The sequence below is a fragment of the Microbacterium sp. AC132 genome (assembly GCF_979258525.1).
Window position 1 is genome coordinate 3,088,990 of sequence record NZ_OZ409862.1, and the last position, 15,600, is coordinate 3,104,589.

Sequence of the window (15,600 nt, forward strand, 5' to 3'; positions counted from 1 at the left end):
GGCGTGCCTATGCATGCCCGGGAGGCAGAACCCAATCAATCGCTGCAGAGCTCATGATCGGCCGTGCGCGGCCGGAGCCCTCAGCCCGAGTCTCCATTCACAAGGACAACCCACTACATGACTACCGCAACGACCGCCCCGGCCACCAAGCAGGTCGCCATCAACGACATCGGATCTGCTGAGGACTTCCTGGCCGCGGTCGAGAAGACCCTGAAGTTCTTCAACGACGGCGACATCATCGAAGGCACGATCGTCAAGATCGACCGCGATGAGGTCCTCCTCGATGTCGGATACAAGACCGAGGGCGTCATCCCCTCGCGCGAGCTCTCGATCAAGCACGACGTCGACCCGAACGAGGTCGTCAAGGTCGGCGACGAGGTCGAGGCCCTGGTTCTCCAGAAGGAGGACAAGGAAGGCCGTCTGATCCTCTCCAAGAAGCGTGCTCAGTACGAGCGTGCCTGGGGAGACGTCGAGAAGATCAAGGAGAACGACGGCGTCGTCACCGGTACGGTCATCGAGGTCGTCAAGGGTGGACTCATCGTCGACATCGGCCTCCGCGGCTTCCTGCCGGCCTCGCTCATCGAGCTGCGCCGCGTCCGCGACCTCACGCCGTACCTCGGCCAGGAGATCGAGGCCAAGATCCTCGAGCTCGACAAGAACCGCAACAACGTCGTGCTCAGCCGCCGTGCGCTGCTCGAGCAGACGCAGTCGGAGTCGCGCACCACGTTCCTGAACAACCTGCACAAGGGTCAGGTCCGCAAGGGTGTCGTGTCGTCGATCGTCAACTTCGGTGCATTCGTCGACCTGGGCGGCGTGGACGGCCTCGTGCACGTCTCCGAGCTGTCCTGGAAGCACATCGAGCACGCCTCCGAGGTCGTCGAGGTCGGCCAGGAGGTCACCGTCGAGATCCTCGAGGTCGACCTCGACCGCGAGCGCGTCTCCCTGTCGCTGAAGGCTACGCAGGAGGACCCGTGGCAGGTCTTCGCCCGTACCCACGCGATCGGACAGGTCACGCCGGGTAAGGTCACCAAGCTCGTTCCGTTCGGTGCGTTCGTTCGCGTCGCAGACGGCATCGAGGGCCTCGTCCACATCTCCGAGCTCTCCAGCAAGCACGTCGAGCTGGCCGAGCAGGTCGTGTCGGTCGGCGAAGAGGTCTTCGTCAAGGTCATCGACATCGACCTCGAGCGTCGTCGCATCTCGCTCTCGCTGAAGCAGGCGAACGAGGCAGTCGACGTCAACGGCACCGAGTTCGACCCGGCGCTCTACGGAATGCTCGCCGAGTACGACGAGGCCGGCGAGTACAAGTACCCGGAGGGCTTCGACCCCGAGACCGGTGCGTGGAAGGAAGGCTTCGACACCCAGCGCGAGGCATGGGAGCAGGAGTACGCTGCAGCCCAGGCTCGCTGGGAGGCGCACAAGGCTCAGGTTGCCAAGGCAGCCGAGGCCGAGGCGGCCGCTGGCGACGACTTCGGCGGTCAGGTCTTCTCGAGCGAGGCCGCAGGCGCGGGCACGCTCGCGGATGACGAGGCTCTCGCGGCTCTCCGCGAGAAGCTCTCGGGCGGCAACGCTTAAGCATCACGCTCTGAACGGGCCGTCATCCTTCGGGATGGCGGCCCGTTCTGCGTCTCGACGCGTCCTCGGATCTCCATGACCGATCATTACGCTCGCATTCGTCACATTCCGGCGGGTTGGACAGCATGGGGACATGACCTCTCTGCTCTCGGCGCCCTCGACGGCCGGCGCGTCGGCGATCGCCGGCACCGCACAGCCGGTGCGCCTGCAGGGGGTGGAGCGCAGCTTCACGCTCTCCCTCGGCCGGCGCGACGTCCTCCGCGCGGTCGACGTCGACGTCGCCGCCGGTGAGATCGTCGCCATCGTCGGTCCCTCCGGGTGCGGCAAGTCGACGTTGCTGCGGCTCGTCGGGGGACTGGATGCGCCGACCGGCGGCAGCATCCGCATCGAGGACACGCGCGTGGCCGACGTCGACGAGCGCACCGCCGTCGCGTTCCAGGAGCCCCGCCTGCTGCCATGGCGGACCATCGCCCAGAACATCGAACTCGGTCTGCCCCGTGGCACCGCGCGCCGCGAAGGCCGGGAACGTGTTCGGGAGCTCATCGAGCTCGTCGGCCTCGAGAAGGCCGCTGATCAGCGGCCACGCGAAGTGTCGGGTGGCATGGCGCAGCGCGCCTCGCTCGCACGCGCCCTCGCTCGCAATCCCGGCGTGCTGCTGCTCGACGAGCCGTTCGGTGCGCTCGATGCGCTCACCCGCCTGCGGATGCACGATCTGCTCCTCAAGATCCATGCGGCTGAGCCGACCACCGTCCTCCTCGTCACGCACGATGTCGAAGAAGCCCTCTATCTCGCCGATCGTGTGCTGCTGTTGCGCACGCTCGGCGACGCCGACACGGAAGCGCCGTCCATCGTGCGCGCGATCACCGTCCCCGGCATCCGACCCCGGGACCGCGCCGATCGCGGTCTCGCCGACCTCCGCGCAGAGCTCCTCGAAGGACTCGGCGTGGACACCCACCACCGCACCGCCACCGAGGAGACCCGATGAGCACCATCACCCGACGAATCATCCCCGCGATCACGATCGCAGGGACGATGATGCTCGTCGCCACCGGCTGCGTCGCCGGTGAGAACGCCACCGCCTCGGACTCGTCGTCCGACGACGCGGCAGCCTCGGGGGAGTGGTCGGCGGACACTCTGTCCATCGACTTCGCGACCTACAACCCGCTCAGCCTCGTAATCCGCGACCAGGGGATCCTCGAGGAGATCCTCGGTGACGACGTCGAGGTCGAGTGGGTGCAGTCCGCGGGATCCAACAAGGCGAACGAGCTGCTGCGCTCCGGCTCGATCGACGTCGGCTCCACGGCCGGCTCGGCGGCACTGTTCGCCCGATCGAACGGCTCACCGATCCAGGTCATCGACATCTTCTCGCAGCCCGAATGGTCGGCGATCGTCGTCGGCCCCGACAGCGACATCACCTCGGTCGAGGACCTCGCGGGCAAGTCGGTCGCGGCGACGAAGGGAACGGACCCCTATTTCTTCCTGCTCCAGTCTCTTGAGGAAGCAGGCCTCTCGGTCGACGACGTCGAGGTCCAGAACCTCCAGCACGCCGACGGCCGTGCCGCTCTCGACAGCGGCTCGGTAGACGCCTGGGCGGGGCTCGATCCCATCATGGCCGCGGCCGAGGTGGAATCGGGCGATGAGCTCATCTACCGCAACGTGGACTTCAACACCTACGGCTTCCTCAACGCCACCGAGGACTTCATCGAGAACCACGCGGACCTCGCGCAGGCGGTCGTCGACGCATACGAGCAGGCGCGCGAGTGGGCCCTCGAGAACCCCGACGAGACCGCGGCGCTGCTCGCCGAGGTCGCAGGGATCGACCCCGCGGTCGCGACGACCGTCATCGAGGAGCGGTCGAACCTCGACGTCAGCGGCATCCCCGGTGAGGCGCAGATCGCCGTGCTCGAGAAGATCGCGCCGGTGCTGGTCGAATCCGGAGATGTCCAGGGTGGCGAGGCTTCGGTCGAGAAGGCTCTCGACTCCCTCATCAACGCCACCTTCGCCGAGAAGGCGGTCGGCGGCGAGTGATCACTCCCGACCAGCGCGTGGTGGTGCCCGCGGATGCGCAGGACGCGATCGACGCGGCGCGCGGAGTCCGGCGTCGTGACGAGGCCGGTGCCCGTCATGCCTGGGATCGACCCGCGGTGCGTCTCGTCGGCGGACTGCTGCTTCCGCTCATCATCGTCGGTGCCTGGCAGCTGGTCACGACCACCGGGCTCGTCGCGCCCTACCTGCTCCCTTCGCCGGCATCCGTCTTCACCGCGGGGGTCGAGCTGGCCGAGCGCGGCACGCTGTGGACGCACGTCGCCATCTCGGTGCAACGGGTCCTGCTCGGGTTCGCGGTCGGTTCTGTCATCGGACTCGCGGTGGCCGGCATCGTCGGTCTGTCACGGGTCGGCGACGTGCTGCTCAGTCCGACGCTCTCCGCGATCCGAGCGGTGCCGTCGCTCGCCTGGGTGCCGCTGCTGATCCTGTGGATGCAGATCGGCGAGGAGTCCAAGGTGACGCTGATCGCCATCGGCGCCTTCTTCCCGGTCTACACGACTGTCGCGTCCGCACTCCGCCACGTCGACCCGCAGCTGGTAGAGGCGGGACGCTCGTTCAGTCTTCGCGGATGGTCTCTCTTCCGCACGGTGCAGCTGCCGGCCGTCGTGCCGTCGGTCGCCGCGGGGCTCCGGCTGGCGCTCGCGCAGGCGTGGCTGTTCCTCGTCGCCGCCGAGCTGATCGCGTCGTCGATGGGACTCGGCTTCCTGCTGACCGACTCGCAGAACAGCGGCCGCGTCGATCGGATCATCCTCTCGATCGTCCTGCTGGCGCTGCTCGGCACGATCACCAACGCGATCCTCGTGGTGGTCGAGAAGTACCTGCTCCGTCGGTGGATGTGACGATGACCGAGGCGCGCCTGCACGAGACCCGTGCGTACCCGGCCCCTGCTGCGTTCGCCGCTCAGGCGAACGTCGCCGATGAGGCGTATGCGAGGGCCGCCGCGGATCCCACGGCCTTCTGGGAGCAGGCCGCGTCCCGACTCGACTGGGCAGAGCACTGGCACACGGCCCACGAGTGGGATCCGCCTGCGGGCGATGCCGTCCCGGCGGCGCGCTGGTTCGTGGGCGGGCGCCTCAACGTGGCGTACAACTGCGTCGACCGTCATGTCGACGCCGGGCGCGGGGACAAGATCGCCCTCCACTTCGAAGGAGAGCCGGGGGACAGGGCCTCGGTCACGTACGCGGACCTCCAGCGTCGCGTCTCACAGGCGGCGAACGCGCTGACCGCGCTCGGCATCGAACCGGGCGACCGGGTGGTCGTCTACCTGCCCGTGCTGATCGAGACGGTCGTGATCACGCTCGCATGCGCACGGATCGGCGCCGTGCACTCACTGGTGTTCGGCGGCTTCTCGGCCGAAGCGGTGCGCTTCCGTCTGATCGACACCGGCGCCAAGCTGCTCGTCACGAGCGACGGGCAGTTCCGCCGCGGCACCGCGACCGAGGTGAAGTCGACGGCCGACATCGCCGCAGCGGATCTGCCGGACCTCGAGCATGTGCTGGTCCTGCGGCGCACCGGCCAGGACGTGCCGTGGACAGACGGCAGAGACGTCTGGTGGCACGACACGGTCGGCACAGCCTCGTCCGACCACATCGCGCAGGCGTTCGACTCCGAGCATCCGCTGTTCATCATCTACACATCGGGGACCACCGGAAAGCCCAAGGGCCTCGTGCACACCTCCGGTGGCTACCTGACGCATGCGAGCTGGGCACACTGGGCGCACTTCGACGCGAAGCCCGACGACGTGCACTGGTGCACGGCGGATCTCGCGTGGGTGACCGCTCACACCTACGAGATCTACGGGCCTCTCTCCAACGGGCTGACCCAGGTGATCTACGAGGGAACGCCGGACACCCCCGATCGCGAACGTCATCTCGAGATCATCGAGCGGCACGGCGTGACGGTGTACTACACGGCGCCGACGCTGATCCGCACCTTCATGACCTGGTTCGGGCCCGAACTCCCGTCGGGTCACGATCTCTCGACCCTCCGTCTGCTCGGGACCGTCGGCGAGGCGATCAATCCGGAGGCCTGGATCTGGTTCCGCCGGAACTTCGGGCGCGATGAGCTGCCGGTCATCGACACCTGGTGGCAATCCGAGACCGGGGCGGCGATGATCGCGCCGCTGCCCGGAGTCACGACCCTCAAGCCGGGGTCCGCGTCCGTGCCGCTGCCCGGCATCGATGCGACGGTCGTCGACGCGGACGGCCACGAGGTCGCTCCCGGTCGGTCGGGCACGCTCGTGGTGCGCCGCCCGTGGCCGGGTATGGCGAGGACGGTGTGGGGCGACCCTCAGCGCTACCGCGATGCGTATTGGTCCGCCTACGCCGGGCACGGCGAACACGGCGGCTACTACGTGGCGGGCGACGGTGCGACGAGAGACGCCGACGGCTACATCTGGATCCTGGGGCGGCTCGATGACGTGGTGAACGTGTCGGGCCACCGGCTGTCCACGATCGAGATCGAGTCGGCGCTGGTGGCGCACGAGACGGTCGGCGAAGCGGGAACGGCCGGCGTCGCAGACCCCATCACAGGCCAGGCGGTGGTCGCCTTCGTGACTCCCTCCGGACGATCCGAGGTGTCGGTCGCCGCGCTGCGGTCGCAGGTGGCGGCTGCCATCGGTCCTGTCGCCAAGCCGAAGCACATCGTCGTGGTCGCCGACCTGCCGAAGACCCGCTCGGGAAAGATCATGCGCCGACTTCTCGCCCAGCTGTGGGAGGCCGAGCAGGATCGTCGCTCGGGACGAGCCCCAGCTCCGCTGGGAGACACGACATCGCTGCAGAATCCGTGGGCCGTCGGCGAGATCGCCGCCGTGCTCGAGAACGCTGAACTGAGGACATCATGACGGAAGAACATCGCTTCGGGTTTCGCACGAGGGCGCTGCATGCCGGCGGGACTCCCGACGCAGCGACCGGCGCCAGGGCCGTGCCGATCTACCAGACGACGTCGTTCGTGTTCGACGACGCGGCGGACGCCGGCAACCTCTTCGCCCTCCAGAAGTACGGGAACATCTACTCGCGCATCGGCAACCCCACCGTCGCCGCGCTCGAGGAACGTCTGGCCTCGCTCGAGGGCGGCATCGGCGCGGTCGCGACCGCCTCGGGGATGAGCGCGGAGTTCATCACGTTCGCGGCGCTCGTCGGAGCGGGCGACCATGTGGTCGCCGCGGCGCAGCTGTACGGGGGCACGGTGACCCAGCTCGACGTGACCCTGCGTCGTTTCGGCGTGGAGACGACGTTCGTCGCGTCGACCGATCCCGCCGACTACGCCGCCGCCATCCGTCCGGAGACCAAGGTCGTCTACGTGGAGATGATCGGCAATCCCTCGGGTGAGATCGCCGACATCGAGGGGCTGGCCGAGGTCGCTCACGCCGCAGGTGTGCCGCTGGTCGTGGACGCCACGCTCGCCACCCCGTACCTCGCGCGCCCTCTGGAGCACGGCGCGGACATCGTCATCCATTCGGTCACCAAGTTCCTGGGCGGACACGGGACGACGCTCGGCGGCGTCGTCATCGAGAAGGGCACCTTCGACTGGGGCAACGGCCGGTTCCCGCAGATGACAGAGCCGGTCGAGTCGTACGGCGGCATCAAGTGGTGGGACAACTTCGGCGAATACGGCTTCCTCACCAAGCTCCGCACCGAGCAGCTGCGTGACATCGGCCCGGCGCTGAGCGCGCAGTCGGCGTTCAACCTCCTCCAGGGAGTCGAGACGCTGCCGCAGCGGATCGATGCGCACCTTGCGAACGCGCGGATCGTGGCCGAATGGCTCGACTCCGACCCCCGGGTGGAGTATGTGACGTGGGCGGGTCTCGAGCATCACCCGCACCACGAGCGCGCAGCGAAGTATCTGCCGCTCGGTCCTGGTTCGGTGTTCGCGTTCGGGGTCAAGGCCGACGACGGTCGCTCGGCGGGCGAGACGCTCATCGAGAATCTTCAGCTGGCATCGCACCTCGCGAACATCGGGGACGCGCGCACGCTCGTCATCCACCCGGCATCGACGACCCACCGTCAGCTCACGGAATCGCAGGTCGTCGCGGCGGGCGTGCGACCTGACCTCATCCGCATCTCGGTGGGCCTCGAGGACGCAGAAGACATCATCTGGGATCTTGACCAGGCCCTCACGACAGCGACAGGAGCCACTCGATGAGCGGAATCGAGACCACCGGCGCCGACGCCTGCGCGCTGCCGACCGCCCAGGATTCTGCGGCCTGCGCCCTGCCCGCATCCGCGCCGGCGCACCCGGATCGGACCTGGGAGGGCCCCAGCCAGCAGCAGCGCTTCGGCATGTTGCGACGCGCGAAGTCGGTCGCCATCGTCGGCGCGTCGAACAATCCCGCGCGCGCCTCGTACTTCGTCGCGACGTACCTGCTCTCCAGCACCGCATACGACGTCTATCTCGTCAACCCGCGGGAATCGGAGATCCTCGGTCAGCCGGTCTACTCCTCACTGTCCGACCTGCCCGTGGTTCCGGACATCGTCGACGTCTTCCGCCGCCATGACGACCTGCCCGGCGTCGCCCAGGAGGCGATCGAAGCCGGGGCGCAGACCCTGTGGCTGCAGCTGGGATCGTGGAACGAGGATGCCGCGGCGATCGCCGAAGGCTCAGGGCTCTCCGTGGTGATGGATCGCTGCATCAAGATCGAGCACGCCCGGTTCCACGGAGGCCTCCACCTGGCCGGTTTCGACACCGGCGTCATCAGCTCGCGACGGCAGCTGCTGGCCCGCTGATCCACGATCTCAGCCCCGTTTAGACTGGCGAGATGCCTCTCATCGCGCTCACCGGCGGCATCGCCTCGGGCAAGTCGACCATCGCACGACGACTCGCAGAGCTCGGCGCGGTGGTCGTCGACGCCGATCAGATCGTCCGCGACGTGCAGTCGCCCGGCTCCGAGGTTCTGGCTCGGATCGAGGATGCCTTCGGCGCGGACGTCATCTCGGCGGACGGCGCACTCGACCGCGCCGCCCTGGGGGCCAAGGTCTTCGGCGATCCGGAGCGGCTGGCGCGGCTGAACGCGATCGTGCATCCGGCCGTCCGTGCCGAGTCGCAGCGACGATTCGAGGCGGCAGCGGCCGCCGATCCGGACGGTGTGGTCGTGTACGACGTGCCCCTTCTGGTCGAGGCGCGCGTCGATGACCCCTGGGACCTGATCGTCGTCGCCCATGCGCCTGCCCAGGAGCGCAGACGGAGGCTCGTGGAGTTGCGCGGCATGGCGGAACAGGCTGCGCAGGAGCGGATCGATGCGCAGGTCTCGGACGAGCGTCGGCTGGCGATCGCCGACGAGGTCGTCGACACATCCGGATCCCTGGAGCAGACGATGCTGCAGACCGATGCCCTGTGGGAGCGGATCCGCTCGTCGTGACCTTCACCGGTCACGCACCCGGATCCCCTGCCTATCGGCGTCTCATCGTCGGGCTCTTCTTCGCCGGCATCGCGACATTCGCCCAGCTCTATTCGCCGCAGGCCGTTCTGCCGCAGCTCTCGTCCGATCTCGGGATCACGCCTGCCACCGCGGCACTCGCTGTATCGGCCGCGACGCTCGGTCTCGCGGCGGCGGTGATCCCGTGGTCGATGGTCGCGGATCGCATCGGCCGAGTGCCGGCGATGGGGACCGGCATTCTCGCCGCTACCGTTCTGGGTCTGGTCGCTCCGCTCAGCACCGGCATGGAGATGCTGCTGGCGCTGCGCCTGCTCGAGGGCATCGCACTGGGCGCCGTGCCGGCCGTAGCGCTCGCGTACCTCAGCGAGGAGGTGAGTGCGCGGCATGCCGCGGCGGCCGCGGGGAGCTACATCGCCGGGACGACCGTGGGTGGTCTGCTCGGTCGCGTCGTGTCCGGATTGGCGGGCGAGCAGTGGGGGTGGCGTGCGGGAATCTGGGTCGTGGCCGGTGTCTGCGCGATGGCGGCCGCTCTCTTCCTCTGGCTGACGCCGACGGCCCGGGGGTTCGTGCCCGGTCGGCTTCGCCAGGGTGCGACAAGCGGGATGCTCGCGCGTCTCGTGTCGCCGATGCGCTCCGCACCGCAACTCGCCCTCTACGCGCAGGGCTTCCTTCTCATGGGGGCGTTCGTCGCGGTGTACAACTACCTCGGATTCCACGTCATCGACGCGCCGTTCTCTCTTCCGAGCTGGCTGGTGACCCTGCTCTTCCTCGCCTACCTCGCGGGCACCGTCTCGTCACCGACCGCCGGTGCTCTCGCATCTCGCTTCGGTCGGTACCCGGTGCTGCTGTGCTCGATCGCGGTGATGGGGATCGGAGCGCTCGCCATGCTCAGCCAGGCCGCGCTGCCGGTGGTCCTCGGGCTGCTGCTCTTCACGGGCGGCTTCTTCGGCGCACATGCGGTTGCGTCGGGGTGGGCTCCGGCCGCTGCCACGCCGGACAGTCGTGCGCAGGCATCGTCGCTCTACTACTTCGGCTACTACGCGGGCTCGAGCCTGTTCGGATGGGCGCTGGGCATCGTGTTCGGCAGGGCGGACTGGGCGTGGTTCGTGGGCGCGATCATCACGATGTGCGCGGTGTCGGCGGCACTCGCGGCGCGCGCGCTCCGGTCGTCGCCGACAGGACGCATATGATCGCGAGGCGGCACCGCCGCGCAGCCGCTCGCCGGCGCGACCGACCCGAAGGACCAGCACCATGCGCATGAGGCATCTTGCAGCGTACGACCACGAGCTGCGCACGGATGCGGAAGTGGTGCATGCCCTCGATGTGGCGACGCACGGACCGCTGCGTCTCGCCGCCTTTCCGGGCGGGCGCGGGTTCGTGTCCTACGCCGATCTCGGCGGGGTCGATCAGGGCGGCATCGAGGCGCTCGTCGATGCCGCGCTCGCGCACTTCGGGAGGCGGAGCGAGATCGACTCGATCGAGTGGAAGACGCGCGGGCATGACCGGGCACCGGGGCTCGGCGGGACTCTCGAAAGCCGAGGCTTCGTGCCGGAGGAGACGGAGTCGGTGATGATCGGCGAGGCGGAGCTGCTCGCCCAGCCGGTGTCGCTCCCCGCCGGAGTCGAGCTTCGGCGCGCGCGAACGGAGACCGAGGTGTTCGCGATGGAGGAGATGCAGGGCAGGGTGTTCGGCGATCCCCGGTGGCGGGTGCGGGTGGAGACGACGCTGCAGCGCATCCGCGAGGACGACACGGTGGAGCTGTGGACCGCCGTCGCCGGAGACGAGGTGATCAGCGCTGGACGGCTCGAACCGGTCACGGGCACGCGATTCGCCGGTCTGTGGGGAGGTGCGACGCTGCCCGAGTGGCGGGGCCGCGGCGTCTATCGGGCTCTGACGGCCCAGCGGGCGCGATCCGCCCTCGCCCTCGGCAAGGTGTATCTGCACTCGGATTCCACGGAGTTCTCGCGGCCGATCCTCGAGCGGGCCGGGCTCGTCACGGTCACGACCACCACTCCCTACGTGTGGACGCGGTCGACTGACTGACGGGCAGGGATTCCGCTGGAGGCTCTCGTGGCCCCGATGTCGGTGGCCCGGCATACGCTGGAGGTATGCAAACCACGCGCAGCGTCCGTCCTTTCGAGGTCATCAGCGAATACGCGCCCGCCGGCGACCAGCCGAAGGCCATCGCCGAGCTCGCGTCGCGCATCAATGCCGGCGAGACAGACATCGTCCTGCTCGGTGCCACGGGTACCGGAAAGTCCGCGACGACCGCCTGGCTGGTCGAGCAGGTGCAGCGTCCGACGCTCGTCCTCGCGCACAACAAGACTCTCGCCGCGCAGCTCGCCAACGAGTTCCGCGAGCTGATGCCGAACAACGCCGTCGAGTACTTCGTCTCCTACTACGACTACTACCAGCCGGAGGCGTACGTCCCGCAGACGGACACCTTCATCGAGAAGGACTCGTCGATCAACTCCGAGGTCGAGCGTCTCCGCCACTCGACGACCAACTCGCTGCTGAGCCGTCGGGATGTGATCGTGGTCTCGACGGTCTCCTGCATCTACGGTCTCGGTGCGCCGGAGGAGTACCTCCGGGCGATGGTCGCGCTCCAGGTGGGGGAGCGCTACGACCGGGACGCGCTGATCCGACAGTTCATCTCGATGCAGTACAACCGGAATGACGTCGACTTCTCCCGAGGCAACTTCCGCGTGCGGGGAGACACCATCGAGATCATCCCCGTATACGAGGAGCACGCGATCCGCATCGAGCTGTTCGGCGATGAGATCGAAGCGCTCTATTCGCTGCATCCGCTCACCGGAGAGGTGATCGAGAAGCTCGACTCCGTGCCGATCTTCCCCGCCTCGCACTACGTCGCCGGCACCGACGTGATCCAGCGCTCCATCGGCACGATCGAGCACGAGCTCGAAGAGCGGCTCAAGGAGTTCGAGCGTCAGGGAAAGCTCCTCGAGGCCCAGCGCCTGAGGATGCGCACCACGTTCGACCTCGAGATGCTGCAGCAGCTCGGGTTCTGCTCGGGCATCGAGAACTACTCCCGGCACATGGACGGACGCCAGCCCGGCGAGCCGCCGCACACGCTGCTCGACTTCTTCCCTGACGACTTCATGCTCGTGATCGACGAGTCGCACGTGACGGTGCCGCAGATCGGTGCGATGTACGAGGGCGACGCCTCGCGTAAGCGCACGCTCGTCGAGCACGGCTTCCGGCTTCCGAGCGCGATGGACAACCGGCCGCTGCGCTGGGACGAGTTCAAGAACCGAATCGGACAGACCGTCTATCTCTCTGCGACACCGGGCAAGTACGAGATGGGGATCGCCGACGGCGTGGTCGAGCAGATCATCCGCCCGACCGGACTCGTCGACCCGCACATCATCGTGAAGCCGTCGAAGGGGCAGATCGACGACCTCCTCGAGGAGATCCGGCTTCGGGTCGAGCGCGACGAGCGTGTGCTCGTCACGACACTCACGAAGAAGATGTCCGAGGAGCTCACGGACTTCCTCGGCGAGCACGGCGTACGCGTGCGATACCTGCACTCGGACGTGGACACTCTGCGACGGGTCGAGCTGCTCAGCGAACTGCGTGCCGGGGTGTACGACGTCCTCGTGGGAATCAACCTGCTCCGAGAGGGGCTCGACCTGCCTGAGGTGTCCCTCGTCGCGATCCTCGACGCCGACAAGGAAGGCTTCCTCCGGTCAGGCACCTCGCTCATCCAGACGATCGGTCGCGCGGCGCGAAACGTCTCCGGCGAAGTGCACATGTACGCCGACAAGATCACCGACTCGATGGCGAAGGCGATCGAAGAGACCGATCGCCGCCGCGAGAAGCAGGTCGCGTACAACCTCGAGAACGGTATCGACCCTCAGCCGCTGCGCAAACGGATCGCCGACATCACCGAGGTGCTCGCGCGTGAGGGCGCCGACACCGCTGAGATGATGTCCGGGCGCGGGAGAGCGACCGGCAAGGGCAAGTCGCCGACGCCGAACCTGCGGCGCACCGGCATCGCCGCAGAAGGAGCTCAGCAGCTCGAAGCGGTGATCCAGGACCTCTCGGATCAGATGCTCGCGGCTGCCGCCGAGCTCAAGTTCGAGCTCGCCGGGCGGTTGCGCGACGAGGTGCAGGACATGAAGAAGGAACTGCGCGCGATGGAGAAGGCCGGCCACGCCTGAGAAGCTCGGAGGCACCAGGATGGATGCAGCGGGCGAGGAGCTCGCCGATCGAGTGCGAGCGCTCCTCACACTCGACGAGAACGTCGAGGAGAAGCGCATGTTCGGCACGCGCGCCTTCCTCCTCGATGGGCACATCCTCGTCGGAGCGCGCGCGGGCGGGGTTCTGCTCGTCCGGGTCGATGGCGAGCACGGTGACTCGCTGATCACCCGCCCCGGGGTGGCGGTCGCGGTCATGGGCGCGCGGACGATGGGCACCAGCTGGCTCGATGTGTCGCCGAGCGTGCTCGTCGACGACGATGATCTCGCCTCGTGGCTCGACGTCGCACGCCAAGACGCGCAGCGCGACGACTGAGAGCGAGAGTCTCAGCTGACGCGCGAGAACGAGTCTCAGCCGACGGGTGAGATCCCCTGTCAGGGGCAGTGAACGAGGGTCTTCGGACCTGAACGGTCGATCTCGTGCTCGCTCATCGGCGCACCGCACAACGGGCAGGCGCGCTCTGCCCGCTCGGACGGGCTCGGCGGGGGAGTCTTCTCGTAGGGGCCGACGGAGGCGGGGCCCGCGAAGCGGATCAGATTCGAGTTGATCCACGCGTACAGTCCTCCGGCCTCGCGAATCCGAGTGCGGAGCGGAGGTCGATCGTCAGAACTGGCCATGTTGCTTAGTGTACTAACTATTAGGGTCAATGTATATTCGAAGCCGTGACCGCATCGGACGACCTGCTCAAACTCGACAATCAGCTCTGCTTCGCCCTGGTGACCGCAGCGCGCAACGTCGTGGCGATCTACCGGCCGATCCTCGAGCCGCTCGGGCTCACGCATCCGCAGTATCTCGTGATGCTGGCGCTCTGGGAGCGTGCTCCGCGTCCCTTGAACGATCTTGCGGCTGACCTCGCTCTCGAGCCGGCGACGGCGTCTCCCCTGGTGAAGCGTCTGGAAGCCGACGGGCTGGTCGCCAGACAACGCAGCGTCGAGGACGAGCGCCGTCTCGACATCACCCTCACGGACACGGGTCGAGCTCTGCGAGATCGCGCTCTCGACGTTCCTCGACAGGTGATGGCCGCCGTGGGGATGGATCTCGAGCAGGTAGCCACACTGCGCGACGGGTTGTCGGCATTCGCGGGTCGCCGCCCCGCCATGGAGTGACCGCACCGTAGGGTGTGGGCATGCCGAGCGAACCCCAGACGCGTCTTGCGCGCCGGAGCGTCGATCGCATGGTCCTCTCGACTCTCGTCGTGGGACTCTTCGTCGTGGCCATGATCGCTGCGGCGATCCAGGGCGCGCCGACGTTCCGCCCCGCCGCGCCGATTCCTCGGGGGACAGCGGAGTCGCTGCCGTCCAGTGATCCGGGTGCCACCGGGGTTCCCGAGCCGATGGAGATCGACTCCACCGCCGCCGCGGTCGTTCAGACGCTCGCCGTGATCCTCATGGCGCTGGTCGCTGCGGGGCTCATCGCGCTCCTCGTGATCGCCGCGAGAGCCCTGCTGCGAGCGTGGCGGGATCGCCCGCTGGGCCGTCGTGACGCGGCGGCGGTCGCATCCGAGGTCGATCACCTCACCTCGGCGCCGGAACCCGAGATCGCCGTCGCTGTGATGCAGCGCGGGATCGCCGGGGCGCTCATGCAGATAGACGAGCGCGCCCGAGCGTCTGATGCCATCGTCGCCGCGTGGATCGGCCTCGAAGAGAGTGCCGCAGACGCAGGGGTGAAGCGAGCGGCGACCGAGACTCCCGGCGAGTTCGTGGTGCGGATCATCACTCTGCGGCCCGGGGTGGCCGGGGACGCCGCGTCGCTGCTGCGTCTCTACGAGAGCGTCCGATTCGGAGTCGGGTCGGCCGACGAGGGCGACCGGGCCTCGGCGAGAGAGGCCCTGCGACGCATCGAGGAGGTGTGGCGGTGACTGTCCGCAGAACGCTGGTCGCAGCGGGGGCGGCGGTCCTCGTCGCTCTGGCGCTCCTCGGCTTCGGCTTCACCTGGCCGTTCGTGATCGCATGGGGTCTCCTGATCGGTGCGGTCGGTCTGCTCGCGCAGCTCGCGATGCCGCTCGAGCCGGGGTTCGACGCGCCGCGCATAGACGTGGAGCCGGATCGACGACCTACCGAGATCTCTCGCATGGCGTGGGCACTGAACACACACACCGGCATCGCGGGAGCGCAGATCACGCGCCGTGTCGGGGTGATCCTGCGTCAGCGGCTGATGCGCCACGGAGTGGATCCGGATGACCCTGCCCACCGCGACCGACTCCCGCGGCTGATCGACCCGGGAGTCTGGGAGCGCCTGACGGCACCGGAGACGACGATCGTCGACGTCGAGAGGGCGCTGGACGCGATCGATCGACTGGATCCCACCTCGCCGGACGAACCGTCACCCCGGTTGCACGTACCGACCCCCGACCACGGGCGGCCCTCGCCGCCGCGTCGATGAAGGAGATG

General features: G+C 68.1%; 16 protein-coding genes. 15 read left to right on the top strand and 1 reads right to left on the bottom strand.

All coding sequences use genetic code 11. The features are described 5' to 3' along the window. Positions 1-117: 117 nt before the first annotated feature. The 12 genes from rpsA to ACZZZQ_RS14890 all read left to right on the top strand — a co-directional run bounded on the left by rpsA (position 118) and on the right by ACZZZQ_RS14890 (position 13,525). Positions 118-1,572, top strand: coding sequence for a 30S ribosomal protein S1 (gene rpsA / locus ACZZZQ_RS14835; RefSeq protein WP_053096692.1), 1,455 nt, complete (start codon positions 118-120; stop codon positions 1,570-1,572). 133 nt (positions 1,573-1,705) lie between these two features. After that, positions 1,706-2,557 carry an ABC transporter ATP-binding protein gene (locus ACZZZQ_RS14840; protein WP_463507842.1) on the top strand — a complete coding sequence of 284 codons (852 nt, stop codon included), beginning with the start codon at positions 1,706-1,708 and terminating at the stop codon, positions 2,555-2,557. Continuing rightward, positions 2,554-3,600 carry an aliphatic sulfonate ABC transporter substrate-binding protein gene (locus tag ACZZZQ_RS14845; RefSeq protein ID WP_056278943.1) on the top strand — a complete coding sequence of 349 codons (1,047 nt, stop codon included), beginning with the start codon at positions 2,554-2,556 and terminating at the stop codon, positions 3,598-3,600. The genes ACZZZQ_RS14840 and ACZZZQ_RS14845 overlap by 4 nt, the downstream gene beginning before the upstream one ends. Beyond that, entirely contained in the window at positions 3,597-4,457 is an 861-nt protein-coding gene (locus ACZZZQ_RS14850) for an ABC transporter permease (RefSeq protein ID WP_150115086.1), read from the top strand. The genes ACZZZQ_RS14845 and ACZZZQ_RS14850 overlap by 4 nt, the downstream gene beginning before the upstream one ends. 2 nt (positions 4,458-4,459) lie before the next feature. After that, complete coding sequence (acs, locus tag ACZZZQ_RS14855; protein WP_463507843.1) at positions 4,460-6,460, top strand: acetate--CoA ligase; 2,001 nt, start codon at positions 4,460-4,462, stop codon at positions 6,458-6,460. Beyond that, positions 6,457-7,761 (top strand): O-acetylhomoserine aminocarboxypropyltransferase/cysteine synthase family protein, encoded by a 1,305-nt coding sequence (locus ACZZZQ_RS14860; RefSeq protein WP_463507844.1) that lies wholly within the window; start codon positions 6,457-6,459, stop codon positions 7,759-7,761. Before acs ends, ACZZZQ_RS14860 begins: the two co-directional genes overlap by 4 nt. A 137-nt stretch (positions 7,762-7,898) precedes the next feature. Next, positions 7,899-8,342, top strand: a complete 444-nt coding sequence (locus ACZZZQ_RS14865; RefSeq protein ID WP_463508101.1) for a CoA-binding protein — start codon at positions 7,899-7,901, stop codon at positions 8,340-8,342. 32 nt (positions 8,343-8,374) lie between these two features. Continuing rightward, positions 8,375-8,974, top strand: coding sequence for a dephospho-CoA kinase (gene coaE / locus ACZZZQ_RS14870; RefSeq protein ID WP_285363340.1), 600 nt, complete (start codon positions 8,375-8,377; stop codon positions 8,972-8,974). Continuing rightward, complete coding sequence (locus tag ACZZZQ_RS14875) at positions 8,971-10,182, top strand: MFS transporter (protein WP_463507845.1); 1,212 nt, start codon at positions 8,971-8,973, stop codon at positions 10,180-10,182. Before coaE ends, ACZZZQ_RS14875 begins: the two co-directional genes overlap by 4 nt. Positions 10,183-10,249: 67 nt before the next feature. Next, on the top strand, positions 10,250-11,035 hold the full coding sequence (locus tag ACZZZQ_RS14880) for a GNAT family N-acetyltransferase (protein WP_053099158.1): 786 nt from the start codon (positions 10,250-10,252) through the stop codon (positions 11,033-11,035). Positions 11,036-11,100: 65 nt separating this feature from the next. Next, on the top strand, positions 11,101-13,173 hold the full coding sequence (uvrB, locus tag ACZZZQ_RS14885; protein ID WP_053096678.1) for an excinuclease ABC subunit UvrB: 2,073 nt from the start codon (positions 11,101-11,103) through the stop codon (positions 13,171-13,173). A gap of 19 nt (positions 13,174-13,192) precedes the next feature. Then, positions 13,193-13,525, top strand: a complete 333-nt coding sequence (locus ACZZZQ_RS14890) for a TfoX/Sxy family protein (protein ID WP_230100727.1) — start codon at positions 13,193-13,195, stop codon at positions 13,523-13,525. Positions 13,526-13,584: 59 nt separating this feature from the next. Here ACZZZQ_RS14890 and ACZZZQ_RS14895 read toward each other — a convergent pair whose 3' ends face one another. After that, positions 13,585-13,827 (bottom strand): hypothetical protein, encoded by a 243-nt coding sequence (locus ACZZZQ_RS14895; RefSeq protein ID WP_053096676.1) that lies wholly within the window; start codon positions 13,825-13,827, stop codon positions 13,585-13,587. 45 nt (positions 13,828-13,872) lie between these two features. Between ACZZZQ_RS14895 and ACZZZQ_RS14900 the strand changes: the two genes are divergently transcribed. Genes ACZZZQ_RS14900 through ACZZZQ_RS14910 form a run of 3 tightly spaced genes read left to right on the top strand, consistent with a single transcriptional unit; the run spans position 13,873 to position 15,592 of the window. Next, positions 13,873-14,316 (top strand): MarR family winged helix-turn-helix transcriptional regulator, encoded by a 444-nt coding sequence (locus ACZZZQ_RS14900; RefSeq protein WP_053096674.1) that lies wholly within the window; start codon positions 13,873-13,875, stop codon positions 14,314-14,316. Between the two features lie 20 nt (positions 14,317-14,336). After that, entirely contained in the window at positions 14,337-15,068 is a 732-nt protein-coding gene (locus tag ACZZZQ_RS14905; protein WP_463507846.1) for a DUF4129 domain-containing protein, read from the top strand. After that, positions 15,065-15,592, top strand: coding sequence for a hypothetical protein (locus ACZZZQ_RS14910; RefSeq protein WP_463507847.1), 528 nt, complete (start codon positions 15,065-15,067; stop codon positions 15,590-15,592). The genes ACZZZQ_RS14905 and ACZZZQ_RS14910 overlap by 4 nt, the downstream gene beginning before the upstream one ends. Positions 15,593-15,600 lie beyond the last annotated feature (8 nt).